The sequence below is a fragment of the Bacteroides faecichinchillae JCM 17102 genome (assembly GCF_000614145.1).
Taxonomy (GTDB): Bacteria; Bacteroidota; Bacteroidia; order Bacteroidales; family Bacteroidaceae; genus Bacteroides; species Bacteroides faecichinchillae.
In genome coordinates this window covers 96,506-111,738 of record NZ_BAKK01000012.1, presented here as the reverse complement: position 1 = coordinate 111,738, position 15,233 = coordinate 96,506, and the positions used below count along the sequence as shown (strand labels likewise).

Annotated in this window: 7 protein-coding genes; all 7 read right to left on the bottom strand. The window is 35.1% G+C overall.

The annotated features are described in order from the left end of the window. Positions 1-53 precede the first annotated feature (53 nt). On the bottom strand, positions 54-596 hold the full coding sequence (locus JCM17102_RS31425) for a RagB/SusD family nutrient uptake outer membrane protein (RefSeq protein WP_051572842.1): 543 nt from the start codon (positions 594-596) through the stop codon (positions 54-56). A gap of 12 nt (positions 597-608) precedes the next feature. Next, positions 609-1,157 carry a hypothetical protein gene (locus JCM17102_RS31420; protein ID WP_275564342.1) on the bottom strand — a complete coding sequence of 183 codons (549 nt, stop codon included), beginning with the start codon at positions 1,155-1,157 and terminating at the stop codon, positions 609-611. Beyond that, positions 1,154-3,706 carry a SusC/RagA family TonB-linked outer membrane protein gene (locus JCM17102_RS26820; protein WP_275564341.1) on the bottom strand — a complete coding sequence of 851 codons (2,553 nt, stop codon included), beginning with the start codon at positions 3,704-3,706 and terminating at the stop codon, positions 1,154-1,156. Before JCM17102_RS26820 ends, JCM17102_RS31420 begins: the two co-directional genes overlap by 4 nt. Before the next feature lie 1,700 nt (positions 3,707-5,406). Further along, the gene (locus JCM17102_RS08500) at positions 5,407-7,059 is read right to left on the bottom strand and encodes a hypothetical protein (RefSeq protein WP_025074798.1); all 1,653 of its coding nucleotides are present in this window, start codon (positions 7,057-7,059) and stop codon (positions 5,407-5,409) included. 210 nt (positions 7,060-7,269) lie between these two features. Further along, positions 7,270-10,188, bottom strand: coding sequence for a ligand-binding sensor domain-containing protein (locus tag JCM17102_RS08495; RefSeq protein WP_025074797.1), 2,919 nt, complete (start codon positions 10,186-10,188; stop codon positions 7,270-7,272). A 661-nt stretch (positions 10,189-10,849) separates the two neighbouring features. Continuing rightward, the gene (locus JCM17102_RS08490; protein ID WP_159106312.1) at positions 10,850-11,905 is read right to left on the bottom strand and encodes a glycosylhydrolase-like jelly roll fold domain-containing protein; all 1,056 of its coding nucleotides are present in this window, start codon (positions 11,903-11,905) and stop codon (positions 10,850-10,852) included. Between the two features lie 647 nt (positions 11,906-12,552). Beyond that, positions 12,553-15,201 (bottom strand): glycoside hydrolase family 78 protein, encoded by a 2,649-nt coding sequence (locus tag JCM17102_RS08485; protein WP_025074795.1) that lies wholly within the window; start codon positions 15,199-15,201, stop codon positions 12,553-12,555. Between the last annotated feature and the right edge of the window lie 32 nt (positions 15,202-15,233).

Here is a 15,233-nt window from a genome sequence, read left to right as displayed (position 1 = left end):
TACACGTTTTACACGTACACCTTCTGGTGACGCATAGACCGGAATGTTTTTGTCTATAAGGGGGATAGACCGTACATTCTTAATAATAGATAGTGATAATACGCTTTCAAGAAAAGAGCTTCACCAATCCAACGACTTCTTCTATCTAGTTCAAGATCCCTGACAATTGATTCATTTTGAATGTTTTCAAGAAATGTGTTACAAAGTCTCAATCCTATGAAATAGCCATTTGCACTTCTGTCTGAGTTCCATGCACTGTGGTAAGGCCTGTTTATATTCTGATATCCTTTGGCTATCGACCAAGCATCTTTATTGACCACACGCTCATCCAAATCTTCTGGTAACCAAGCTTCGTCAGCTCCCCAAAAACCTACATTTCCATTCTCACTGGCATTCGACGGAAGTTTGGAATAACAACTGAATAAATATTTTTCAGCTTCTGTACTGTTAGAGAATGCATGTTCTATCGTTTGTACATTATCAGGTACAACATCCAAGAAATCACAAGAAAATGCGATAAGAGTCCAAATGCACACACTGGAAACTTTCATTATATCGAGAAATTTCCCTATATGACTAGAATATATTATTTTCATTTCTATTATTGTTTAAATTCCGATTGTTAAACCTATGTTGAAAACTCTCTGAACAGGATATCCTATACCGTTACCTCCCATTTCAGGATCCCACATCTTGAATTTACTCCAAACAAACAGATTGGATGCATTAAAGTAAAGGCGCAGATTACTCATATTCCATTTAGAAAGGATTTTAGTCGGTATATTGTAACCAAGTTCAATATTTTTTAAACGTAAAAATGCTCCGTCTCGTAACCACCAAGTAGAGGTCTGATTATTGTTTGCTACCTGTACCGGACTTAAACGTGGCCAGAATGCATAAATGTTTCTGTTGTCTTCAGACCAGTGATCATCTGCAATAACCTCTAATAATCCGTTTTGATTTCCTCCATTGATTACAAATGGAGACAGATTTGACGAGCTGATCTGGAAAGAACGGCGGCCTAATCCTTGGAAGAAAAAGCTAAAATCAAAGTCCTTCCATCCTAGAGATGCACCGAAACCGTAGTTAATTTCTGGTTCTGTCGGTAATCCGATGGGAACTGCATCTGCTTCTGTTATCTGCCCGTCACCGTTCATGTCTCGATATTTGATATCACCAGCCCGTATTTACCAAATGTCTGATTGGGTGAGTTTGCGACATCTGCATCATCTACAAACAATCGTTCAGCAATAAGACCGTATGTTGTATTGTAGGGTAATCCAACTCGGGTACGATAGTATTCATTGGATGGATATGAAGGCTCGTCGAATACTTTTAGCTCATTATGTGCATAGGTGAAATTGAAACGAGACTGTATCCACATTGAATTTGTAAATGCTTTATTATATTCCAATGATAAATCCATTCCATGATTGGATACCTCTCCTACATTAGCTTTTACCGCAGCTGTTAGTCCCATAGTGTTAGGAATATACGAACGATCCATTAGAATATTTGAACGATATTGAGTGAAGTATTCGGCTGTAAGGTTAAAACCCATACCAGATATATCTACTGCTATATTTGCCTGTTTAGAGGTTTCCCATCCGATTTTTTCGTTGGCATAACGATTAATAGAAACTCCCGGACGATGATAACTGTATAATTCTCCAAATGTATAACCGTAACCTTCGTCTGATAAGTTTACGTTGGACAGATAAAAGAAACGGTCATTTTCATTTCCGATTTGATCATTTCCTACTAAACCGTATGAACCTCTGATTTTTAAACTTTCAATTTTGTTTTTTAGAGGTTCCCAGAATTTCTCATTAGCTATATTCCATGCAAGACCTATAGATGGAAAGAACCCCCATCGGTTATTTTTATGGAAACGTTCGCTTGCATTCAAACCGAAATTGAATTCTGCAAAATAACGGGAACCATAATTATAAGCTGCACGTCCAGACAAACCTACATTTCGGGAAGGGAGAGAAGCTTGTAAATTTCCGGCATTACCTGTTGAGTAATCAGATATACGTCCGATTAACAATGCATTTACACTGTGTGTTTCTCTAAATACACGATCATAGGTTGCTACTATTTCAGCATACATTTTACTATTTACGATCTTTCCTCCTTCGTTATAACTTAAATATTCAGTACCAACATTTCCAATTGAATTAGAACCGCCGTCGTTATATGGGAGTAGTGAAATATTTCCATACTCATCTGTATTAGCTTTATAAAAAAATGGGTTGAAATTACGGGAAACTTCAAATTCGGAGTATCTTTCAACATAACCCATAGCACGTATTTTGAGTCCGTCAGTAATGAATTTCAAATCTTGTCTTAATTCAAATTGAGCATTAATTCTGGAAGTTTTCTTCGCTGAATATCCGGAAACCATTTTGGCATACGGATTTTCGTATAAGGTAGTACTATTAGGTATCAAAGCATTTCCAAATAATTCATGATTGGCATACGGCGACATTGATTTTGGATAGGTTGCCGGGAACATTACTGGATTTGACCAGATAGCAGAATTAAAAACAGAACTTCCGCCGCCAATAGGACCGTTTTGATCATCAAATTGTCCGTAAACACGTATGATAGCCTCTGTTGTCGATGTTACATGAAGATTGGTGTTTGATCGAATAGAGTAGTTTCTTAATTTTGAGTTATTATCAAATTGTTTGGAAGCACCGCTTTTCAAAATACCATTATCTATATTCAGTGTACCTGCAATATAGTATTGAGCAACTTTTCCACCTCCCGATACATTCATATTGTATCGTTGGTTCATCGTATTGTCTTTGATTAATTGATCGATCCAATTATTATTGGGATAGAGTAATGGATTATCTCCATTTCGCGTATGATCAATTTTATTTTGTGTATATGGTAAAGTAGCCAATGGGTCTCTGGTTAGTGCAGCCTCATTTGCTAATTCCATATAGGTGATATTGTCGGTAAATTTAAAGTTTCTGGTATTTGTGGAAATAGAGTTCTCAACACGAAAATTAAATTTAGTTTTTGACTCTTTGCCCGATTTGGTATTTACCAGGATAACCCCATTCGCACCTCGAGAACCATATACAGCAGATGCTGTGGCATCCTTCAAGACCGAAAAGGATTCTATATCATCGGGTTGTAAACGTGCCAAATCATTGTTACTTGATTCTATTCCATCAATTAATATTAATGGATCTACTTTACCGGCTCCGAAAGAGCCTACGCCACGAACAAAGAATTTGGCATTATCCTGTCCTGGTTCTCCACTGGTTTGATAAGAAATGATACCTGCTATACGTCCGGATAACATGGTTGTCAAGTTGCTTGTTGGGCCTTTGATGTCTTTAACCTTAACCGTCGTGATTGAACTGACAACACTTTCTTTTTTCTGTGTACCGAAACCTACAACTACCACTTCATCTAATGCTTTGTTTTCTTCTTCCATGATAATCTTAAGACGTTTATTATCTGTAATTTTCTTTAGTTGGGTTTTCATCCCGATAAAAGAGAATTTCAAAACATCTCCAACTCTGGCAGCAATTGTGAAGTTACCGTCTATATCAGAGACTACTCCGATGTTAGTTCCTTCAATGACAATACTTACTCCAGGTAAGAAATTGCCGTCTAAGTCAGTAATAACACCTATGATTTTACCATCTTGCATTACATTGTTCACAGAATTAATTCCAAGCATATTATTTGCATAGCTTGGGGTGGCTGACAATATGATAAATATACTAATAAATGGCAATGTTGAATGTCGGAAATAGTAGGGAAGAAACTTTCTTCTTTTACTGCTTTTTTTCAGATTCTCACTCCAATATAGATGAGAACTTTTTTTTAGAGTTTCTTTAAAATGTTGCATGAAATAAGCGTTTAAAGTTAATTGTATTAATTTATAAGTTAACGACTTCTGTTCAAATTCCAGATAGTCACTTTTTGAGTCTATCAATGGAATAATAAGGTTAAAGTAAACAGAATAAAGAGACAAATCACTTTTCTCTTTGCTTTTTGTTTTCTGCCTTTGAACAGTACTTATAGTCCTGATAATTATAAAACAACTATTGTGCTGTAATGATTTATGGACTATGTTAGGTGCTTTTCTGCATATCAAGGATATGCTGTGTTTTTGTACTTAGGAGATGTTGTTATGTCATAGGCTTTTTAAGTTTAACTGGTTATACATTTTTTATTAATAATACTTATTGGTATTATTAGTGATGTATGTTGTGATTTATGATTGCAAATATACGATGTGTTTGTTGCTTTTAGTTTAAAATAATGATATTTATTCTTTCAATTATGATACTAAATTGATTTTTTATAGAATTCAATTAGAACTCACAAAATACTATTTAAATATTCTGGTTAATAAGCTTAATACTAAATATTAGTTGTGATATTTATATGTTTTGTAAGAGGGTGTGTATTATGATGATTTCTTTTAATGGTCTTTTAAATAGATATTTATCTTTATATTGAAAGGGAGTGTTTATGCGTATGTGCTTGAGCTAGTAATTATAAATTATTGATTATTTCATGGAGATAATAGATTCGTATTTTTTGTATAGTTAGTAATATCTCAAATGCTAATAATTTCATAGTTACTTATTGATCTTTAATTATGTTGTGTATTATTCTATTAAATTATAGTTATGTAAGTTTAAAAATATTATTTACTATTAGGCTTTATGAAGTCGATGCTCTTATTGGTATAAGCCATTATTGGGAGAATCTATTTTATTGGGGATTTCTTTGTTTTTTTGATATATACTTGCAAAATAAACAGATAATTAATTTAGGTGATTTTTTGTGTCTATTAAATTTATCTTATTGAGGCTTTCTTAAAGCTGATTGAAGTGCTGTTTCGTGGTAGAATCAAATAGATTGATCTCTTAAAGGTTTAATATCTTGAATACTTAAAAGATACTTTTCTGAAAGATTATATGCAGATGCCATATATTCAAGTTGCTTTCTTTGTTGTTTGAAAAAATATCTGTAAGATTACTACCTATATTAATTGGATTGATAATATTACGTATTCAATCTTTCATTGAATAAAGTAATAATCTTATTTGAGGTTTGTGAATTATGTCTGGTTGGAGATTGATGAGTTGGATGCTTAATTTGTAACTACAAGTTTATATGGTTTTATTTTTATTATATTTCATATTGACACTGATCCCATATCATTCTCTAATTTAATTAAGGAGATGTGCATGTCTTATTCAAAACTGATTTAATAATGGGGAATGAAGTATTGCTAATTTATTGATTCTTATAGTAAAGAAGTGGCTTTTAAAAACTTCAAATTTTCAGTTATTAAAGCCACTTCATAATTAGCATTTCTTTGTCATAGAATGCCATCTTTGCATTTGTATTGTTGTTTTAATTTTAAATATCTCGATTTGAGCAATCTATTGTAATTTTGTTCTTCTCGGGAATGAATAAAATACCATTTCCCTCTTTTTCTATGATACCTTTTTTACAAATGATTCCATAATTAATATTTTTCATTTGCCCCTTCAGCGTCCGCTTATTTGTAAGGTTCAGTGGGAACGTTTTATTTTTAGCTACATTCAACCTCATTACCCATTGATTTTCATAATTACTCTTGATCTCAATTTGTTTTTCATTCATAGTAAAAGTATACTCTTTACCAGAAGCGGATTTACAAATTATTTCTGTTGCCTTTTCTCCTAATACTTTAACTAACATTTTCTCCATAAATACTTCTTTAGGATGATTATTAGTGTCCATTGTGTATATCCTAATACCGGCTAAGTCTTTGGGAGCACTCCATAGGAAACCGTCAATGATAGGACAAGTCATATAAACACATTGATTAGAAGTCCCCGGTTGTTTCAAATAATCAGATTCCAGATTTTCATCAAATAGTTGAATGTCTCTGAAACGAATTGTGTTGTTTTCCCATAGAAGATTCGCCCGATAAAAACGACTGTTAAACCATACTGTTTTCTGTCCATTGTCGTAAGTATCTGTGAGTGTTGTGACGGATGTTGGCGGATTTAATGGATACTTCTTTTTGAACCATTCGCCTGAAGTTTCCAATGTTTCTATTCTAATTTTACCTTGCTTTTGCAGGGATGCAAGAATCGGAATTTGCATTTCAAGCCCTTTACCCATGCTGTTCCAGGTGAAAGAGTTTTCTTGTCCTGCTTGCGTATAATTGAATCCGAGACATGGGTCTTCAAAGATAGATTTGAAGAAACGTCTTACCCATTTTTCGCTTCCTCCTGCATCTCCATATACAGGCTCTAGAGTGATTACTCCTTGTATTGAATGTCCTATACCTGTGTCATATTGATAAATAGGATCACTTCCTAACATACGGAATACAGGTACTGGTATTTGTCCTTTGGCTGTTTGCGCTGGCATATATCCATTGAGTCTACTGGGGTAATATGCCTGATTCCAGTATCCTCCCCATAGTGTATAGCCATCAGTTCCATATTGGTCTTTGCAGTTACATGAAGCTTTGATACCATACTTATCATACATATATCCTAATGAATGTGCGTCGATAAACCAAGAACCTATGGAGGCTGGGTATTTACCAAATATAGATTTGAACTTTTCCATGTAGACATCTACTAATTTTTCTCTTTCTTTAGGAGTATATCCGGTAGCAAATCCAACATCAGCATGCCAATCCCAGGCATAACGTCCTCTCCATGTTAATCCGGCAGCTTCTACATGCGGTTGTGTGATTTCCCACCACCCGCCGATTTCGGAGCCACGTTCTATTTCTTTTTTAAGTAGTGTTTGATAGCGTGGATTGATCAAAGCGTCATATTGCAAGAGAAAGGTTCCTTGTAGATTGTATTTAGTAAGTAACTTCACTTGTTCATGTACTGTTTCATACAATACATCTTCGGTGATATTCTTATCTCTAGGTTCTACTTGGCGAATAAAATTAATGATATTGACAATTCTGGGACTGTCTTGAGAAAGGCTACTTCGAGCTATGGTATTTACCGAAACTAAGAGTAGTAATAGAAATAATACATTTTTAATCTTTTTCATATTGTCTATATTAAATTTGCGTTTACAAATTATATTGATGACACAAAGTTAGTAAATAGAAAGCAGTAAGGAATACTCTGTTGTGCCAAAATTTATATAATTCATAAATGTCATGCCAAAGTACAATCATGTCGCATTTAAGTACAATGTAATTAGTTGATTGTTAAATGATAACTTGTTTGATTAGGACTGATAGAGTACAATAGAGTTTTACTTCTTTTTATTCAATTCACGATAATCTTTAGGAGTCATATCAAATTTTCGAGTAAATTCTTTATAGAAATAGGCACGACTTGAAATACCGACGTCTGTGATGATATCTTGTATTGAGGTATCGGTAGTTAATAGTAAACTTGCTGCTTTTTCTATTCGGTAATTTCTGATAAGATCACTTGGCGAAATTTCAGATATCTCTTTGAATTTACGATAAAATTGTCGTGGACTCATAGCCATTTGGTCGGCGATGAATGTAGAACTTAAATCTTCTTTATTCAGGTTTTGCTCAATAATGTGTGTGACTTTCCAAATAAAATTAATCTGTTCGGTTGTAGTACACGTCATATGATCAGTGGATATACCTAGTTTTGACGTTACTGTTTCACGTATTTGTTTGATGTACTGGCATGAAGCTTCACATGAGATACTTTCTTTATTGTCTTTTGAAAGTTCTTTTACTTTGCGTTTAAGTTGAAGGTATTTGTTCGATAAATAAAATATAGTACTTCCGATTGTAATTAGTAATAGAGTATATATTACATAAGCCAACATTGATCGATACCAGGGAGGTATGATTGAGATGGAGATAGTCAATGTTTTGTAGATATTAGTAACATCTTTTTTATAACGAATTTTAAGCGTATATTTTCCGGCTGTGATATCAGAATAGATCACTTCATTATTAGGTGAAAAGTTTGTCCAATCCGTATCTTTTCCTTTAAGCATATAAGAGTATTCTATCTCACTTCCTGTCAGATAATCTGGTACTGCAAATGAAAGAGCGAAAGAAACTTTTGTACCGGGAATAGACAAGGCTTTTGTGTCAGTGGAATAATACTTGGAAAGATTGACTTCCTTGCTCCCAATTTTAAACTTTCGCAGGACGATGTCCGGGTAATATCCCGAAGGCGTAGCTACATCTTTATCCATATATATCAGTCCGTCTGTACCTCCAAATATGAGTTTTTCAGTATAAGGACATTGATAGTAAGCATCATCACTGAATTCTCCAATTTGTACGCCACTACTATAGTAATATGCATGAGAGGAATCATTTTTAGGATTATATTTGATTATACCTTTATTTGTAGAAAGCCAAAGAAAACCATTGCCGTCTTCCAGAATACCATGAATCATATCGTTAAGTAACCCTTCTGCCAGTCCTATGTAATGAGGTTCTAATTTACCATTTTGTTGAGTTAAGCTGACTAGTCCGGTTGTTGTTCCTAAATATATTTTCCCACTCTTGTCTACATAGGTGGATAGAATATCATCTACTGATTTATGTAATATTTCTTTAAGAGATATAATCTTATATTTCTCAGTTTGTTTATTCATCTTAATCAAGCCATTGTTACGACTGGCAAACCATAAGATTGAATCTCCTTCGGGTATCATTGAAAAGAGCGAATTGATCTCATGTTGTTCGCGGAAGAAATGAAACTTCTTTTCTTTCCGAATGCAGGGAAGAGCCTGTGCCTTTTTGAACCAAACCTTATGGATACCGTCTTCAGAAGAAGATAACCATAGTGTAGAGTCATTTTCCTCATATATCTTGTGTATATGTACAAGCGGATTGCCGGATGGAGGAAGTATAGCATGAAGTTTCTTATCGTCATATGAATAATAATATAGTCCGGTATCTCCTGTTCCTAACCAAAAACCATTTAAATGGCGGCTTTGCTGCAATGTAAATACTTCGAATTCTTTATCCCATTTTGAATAGGAGATAGCATTTTGTATATCTTGGGGTGAATATATTTTTGTTTCTGTTGCATCGATTCCTCTCTGAAAATCAGGGATGTATATTAAGCCGTCACCCTTGGTTCCACACCATAGTCCACCATCTTTATCAGTCATCAACGAACGTATTTGTCGGGTTAAGTTGGACGAGAGACTATTTAATTTTATGTTGGTAGCTATTGAGTGATCTTGTGCATACATAATAGCTCCTTGGCCATCCGATCCTATCCAGAATATTCCTTGGTGGGGATCTTTGTAGATACTGAAAATGCAAATATTACGGTTAAGGATTCTTTCCTCATATTTCTTTGACGCTCTGAGTTGTATGAGCCCATTGGTTTTGAAGCCTATGATTATATCTTCGTAAAAGGGTATAATTCCTTGTATCGAACCATATTTTTCAAGTAATGAGGATATGTTGCGAGTATAAATCTTAGATTTACCGACTATATCATAAATATATAAGTCTTTGTCAATATCGACAAAACATAGTATTCCGTTTTGATAAGAAATAAATTCCAGAGGTTTGGAATGAAAATGAGAAGGGGTGATGGTGAGTTGGGTATTTAAAGTATCTGCCCCAAATGAATTGAGAGAAAACTTATATAATTCGGTAGAACGGTTGGGAAAAAGCCATAAATCGCCATCGTCGGTGACAAAAGTGTGGCTGTTTGGATCACCCATTTCTATATCTGGTTTTTTTATCTTGATAAAACGATGGTGATAGGTGTTGTAATATCGTATGCTGTTGGTACCTATCAACCAGGTATTTCCGTTTTTGTTGGAATGGGGAGAATGAAATCCCGGAAATTCGTAATTGGAGACGACTTCTTTTGAAGATAGTGAGAAACGATTGATTATGTGATTACCGGCAATCCAAATACAGTTACTGTCTGCTTGTTGAATAGCGTGGATGATATTGTTGCTTAACGTTGTCTTGGCAGAGAAATCGGAACGAAAAGTTTCTATCTCTTTTCCGTCATAACAGTTAATGCCGTCATAAGTACCAATCCACATGATTCCGGTATTATCTTGAAATATGCTTATCACAGCACTATTAGATAGCCCTTGTGAATGATCTATCCTTTTGAAGGAATAAGAATTCCGTTCGTTCTTTGCCAAACATGTAAATGAGTAAAAGAGAGCCAATAGTATAAGTAGTAAGCGCATTTTTTATTAAGATTAGACTGCTATTCAGTTTAAAGTTACAAAGTTAATTTTTCAAGCTTAATTAGCAAATCCATTGTTTAATTAATTCTGAATATTGCTTTTAAGCAAGCGGTTATGTTTTTCGGACATTATAAAATGCATTCTTTTATATATTGACTTGGATTTGAGATTAAGTATTTAAATTGTCTCAAACAAGTACTTGATTCACTTGAATCAACTGTATGATTTGTAAGAAGTATGCGGTAAACTTACTCAAATCAACCGCAAACGTTGAGTGAAACAAGCGGTTAATCTGATGCAATCAACTATACGTTTGGGGTGTACAAACTATGGGAAGTTTGTTTTCAATCATTGCGGTCTTTTTTTCAAAGATAAGGAAGAACGGAAACAAACATTGTGATCTTTTTCTCAAAGCAAATGCTTTGTTTTATACGAGGAATAGTGTTTGAAAAAACATTCTTGTTTGTCATATTGGAACATAAGCTTCTTATTATTAAATGAAGATATTGCGTCATCTACTTTTGAGAACTAAAAAAACAGAGAAGTTCAGAAAAAAAAGATGACGCAATGCAATGGATTGATCCATAGTAGGATATATCAAAATATGAAGGATGAAGGAATGGTGTTTAACTTCATTCTAACACATTGAAAAAGGAATTATTTATTGGGATAAATCAACATGCATATATGGGCGTATGAGTATTGGTCCCATTAAACCAGAAGGTTGTAGCGGATCGTCAGCCCTCCAATGTTTCCACGTCGTGAAAGTTATACGTTTAGACGAACGCTTTTCCGGTTTTTCTAGCCAGTCCGGCCAGCTCTTTGGGAGCCAATCCCCCCATTCACAATCTTCCGGGTAATGGGCATCACCGATCAAACGGTTTGGCCATAAATTGGTAACACGTATCTGTATGTCATTTTCTCCTGCCCGAACCGCATCTCCCAGATCGATATGGAACGGGGTTCTCCATAATATACCTAGTTCCTTGCCATTCACAATCACTTCTGCTATTACGCAAATCCTCCCTAGATCCATTTCTAAAGATATTTCCGATTGTACATATTCTTTTGGAATATAAATTTGTTTCCGGTAAGTTGCCGTACCTGAGAAGTAACGAATGTCTTCGTCTGAAGATTCCGACCATGAATATAACTCTTTAAATTTAGTTTGTGAAGGTGCTCCTAAGTTTGGTAGAAAACTAACATCCCATGCTCCTTCGATTTTTAGAGGTTGTGGAATGGATTTTACACATCCTTTTTTGATGTCTCCTGATACCATAATACATTCAATAGTACCCGTTTGTGGAGTTATCCAGGTCAATTTTCCATTTTTAATGGCTAACTTAGGCTCGGGATTGTGTTGTGCCAAATTTACTGTTTTCCCTTCCGGTATTTCCCATTCAAACATTTCTCCTGCTACGGAATAAACCAAACGCAACTTTTTATTTTCTTTATTTTTACTTGTCACCGATTTACCTATTAGTCTGTCATCAACAGGAAATATCAAATCTAGAGAACTGATTCTTTTATTTATCTGTTGCGTTATGTCGATAGGAGTTGCTGGCAACTTTCCGTCAAAATCTGGTGCAAATCGTCCGTAAAGAGCTTTTATTAATTTTAATTCTCCGCTTTCTCCTTTTGATGGTATAGTGAGGGTCTGTGATTCGGGAACGCATTTTTTGTAGAGTTTTCCTCCTACACTATATTCTAACCTCATTTCTTTTTGAATTCCGGGAGCAGGGTCATTTATTCCCATTGATCCAATGCCACCAAGTACGTACTTTGGCAGATGTAGGAGGATATTGAAAACCTTGTATATAGATGTTGAAAACCTGTATTTAAAGGCGTACCTCCCACCGTCGTTACAAAAAAACAGGCTATATAGATTAAAAATATTTTTGTCTCATACTCAGGATTATTAGATTTGATTTTAATACTATTTTAGAAAAGAATGTATTTGTGATACTATTGAATGATCCGGTTTTTGCATGTACTTTCGACGTATTCGGATAGATATTATTTACCCATTTGTAGGCTATTAATAGTCTACATCTCAGGTATTAATGCTCTATTTCTCAACTATTAATATTTTACATATCAACTAACTGTTAATATTTAGGAAGCAGACTTTATGATTCTGAGGATATTCTCGATAAGTTTTAAATAAATAATTTATATTCAGAGTTTTAATTGATATTTCTTCTTATGGAAATAGTAATTTGCACTATAAAAGATATCAAGTCTGGATAAAGCGTGGCGTGTTTATAAAGAGGGCAACTTAAATAATGTTTTAAGTGCCCTCCATATTGTAATTAACTAATTATAAAATAAGTCTTAGTATGCAATTATGAGACTTCAATCATTCTATTTTAATTTGAACTTAAAATTGTATTCTCCGGCTTCCAATTCTATTGTACGTTCTTCCCCTTTTATATTATCTGGTAAATAAAGAGTTGCACTACTGTTAGCTGGCACCTTAATTGTATAAAGGATGATATTTTTCTTACGTTCCCATTTCGAACAAATCTCGCCGTAGGGTGACTGGTGTTTTGCTTCAAACTGATTTAACCCAGTCGGGAAATTAGGACGAAGAAGAATATGTTTGAATCCGGGTTTCTGTGGATCAGGGAAAATACCTCCTAAACCCTTATAAAACCATCCACCGATTTCACCAAACATCATGTGATTATCCGAAATGTCTCGTGTAGCTTTTAAATCCCAGTTTTCAAGCAACGTAGTAGCTCCGTTAGCTATCCAACATCCCCATGATGGGTATGTATCTTGTGCGGCCACTTTATAAGCAGTTTCCGCTTCTCCATTTTCACTTAATGCATTCAGAATGGCTTTTGCTCCCAATACGCCTACATCCAGATGGAAACCTGCTTCTTCTACTTTCTTCGCTAGGTTCTTAACTACTTTCTTCTTTACATCTTCAGGAACAATTCCCCACATCAGAGGTACACTTAATTCCGTTTGAACACCGCTGGCATATATACCTGTATCTTGATTCAGAAATTTAGCATTGATTGCATTTTTAATTTTTTCAGTTAGTGCAGTATAATATGTATAGTCTTCTTGCTTATTAAATAGTTTTGCAGCATTGGCAAGAATTTTAGTATCAACATAAAAGTAGACAGATGAAGTCAATTCTTTTGAGGAACCTGATTTTACAGGCACCCAGTCACCTCTACCCCATGAAGTTAATCCGTTCGGACTTGTACGATCAACGTAGTTCACATACCGTTTGATGTTCTCATAACAGTCTGCTAATAATTTACTGTCACCATAAAACATGTAAATATTCCATGGAATGATTGCAATTGTACTGGTCCAGTCCAATCCGTTGTCTGTTCCATATCCCCAACCTCCGGTTGGTATAATATCGGGTAATACACCATTAGGCTGCTGCTCATCCCGATGATCTGCCAACCATTTCTCATAAACGGTAATACCATCATAATTATACAATGCCGTTTCAATGGCAAAATGTCCGTCACCAGTCCATCCATTCTTTTCTCGTTGGGGACAATCGGTTGGATATCCCATCAAATTGGATAAATAAGCATTATTAGTCGCCCACCATAAACGGTTGATAAGCGTGTTAGAAGTGTTGATTTCTCCTTTTTGAGGTACATCGCTATGGGTAAAATACGCAGTCAGGCTGTTTTCATTTAATGTGATCGGTTTGTTACTTGTCACTTCGACATATCTGAAACCTTTGTAATTGAATCTAGCCATAAACTCATCTTCTCCTTTTCCACTCAAGATGAGAATATCCGTTTGGAATGGGTCTGAATCATCTATCGGACGATGGTACACATCAATATTTGATGTATTCACTCGGCCGTTATCATATATGCGTTCTCCATGTTTAATTCTCACAATTGTGCCTTCTTCTCCAGATACTTTTATACGAGTAACTCCTGCCATATTTCTAGCGAAGTCGAATACATACGTAGAATCATTAAACTTCTTGAGAGTTTTTACCGGGATTGTCTCCACAGCACGAATGGGTTGTACTTGTTGAGAGACTACATTTAGAGAAGGTACTCCTCTGTAGCCTACACCATGCCATTTTGAATCATCGAAATTTGCTGTACTCCAATCTTTTTGTTCCAAACGAGCATCGTAATGCTCGGCCGTATAAATACTATTGAAGATCAAAGCGCCCGATGATGTTTTCCAGTCTCTTTCAGTAGGAATAACTTCTACAGTACCATCTTCATAAGTAATTCGTAAGTCCATGCAAAAAGTAGGGCGGTTACGCCATGGGGCACGGTGGAAATCCCATACTGCCATGGACTGATGATTGTACCAACCATTACCCAGCAAAACTCCTATCGCATTTTTACCTTGTTGCAATTGAGCAGTTACATCATACGTTACATAGAAGTTTCTTCTATCAAAGCGGGTATATAAAGGATCTAAGCGATGATTACCTATTTTGGTTCCATTCAGGTATAATTCGTATAAACCTGCCACAGCAATATATGCTCTGGCTGATTTAATCTTTTTCTTAGCTTCAAATGTTTTGCGGAAATAGGGAGCCGGCTTGTAGTCAATGTCCCTGTTATCCCCAATCCATGCACCTTGCCAGTTTTTCATTTCCATCATTCCTGTTTCGAAACAACTGATGTCCGAAGAGGAATTTACACCGTCTTTGTCCCAAACATTCACTTTCCAATAATACTTAGTAAAAGGTTGAAGTGCTTGCCCCGAATAATTAATCAGGATATCATCCGAGTTTTTCTTTCCCGTATCCCATACTTTCCCCTTTCCATTAACTACTTCCAAAGAATCACATCCTACCACTATTTGATAAGCAGTTTGTCGTGCTCCTTTTCGTGAATCGTCCAGCATCCACGATAATCTGGGACTGGGATTGTCTATTCCCAAAGGTTTTACCAGATGGTCACAAATAAGATTTATTGGCTTACATGTATCTTGCTTTTGAGCAGATGCAAATTGTAGTACGGAAAGTGCTAATGCGGTGCATAAAAAGAATTTTTTCATTTCAATTATTATTATGTGTTTGCTTTAATAAT

Excerpts from the sequence above, each read along its gene's own strand:
- JCM17102_RS31425 (WP_051572842.1), bottom strand. The coding sequence starts at position 596 with ATGAAAATAATATATTCTAGTCATATAGGGAAATTTCTCGATATAATG.
- JCM17102_RS31420 (WP_275564342.1), bottom strand. The coding sequence starts at position 1,157 with ATGAACGGTGACGGGCAGATAACAGAAGCAGATGCAGTTCCCATCGGA.
- JCM17102_RS26820 (WP_275564341.1), bottom strand. The coding sequence starts at position 3,706 with ATGCTTGGAATTAATTCTGTGAACAATGTAATGCAAGATGGTAAAATC.
- JCM17102_RS08500 (WP_025074798.1), bottom strand. The coding sequence starts at position 7,059 with ATGAAAAAGATTAAAAATGTATTATTTCTATTACTACTCTTAGTTTCG.
- JCM17102_RS08495 (WP_025074797.1), bottom strand. The coding sequence starts at position 10,188 with ATGCGCTTACTACTTATACTATTGGCTCTCTTTTACTCATTTACATGT.
- JCM17102_RS08490 (WP_159106312.1), bottom strand. The coding sequence starts at position 11,905 with ATGAGGTTAGAATATAGTGTAGGAGGAAAACTCTACAAAAAATGCGTT.
- JCM17102_RS08485 (WP_025074795.1), bottom strand. The coding sequence starts at position 15,201 with ATGAAAAAATTCTTTTTATGCACCGCATTAGCACTTTCCGTACTACAA.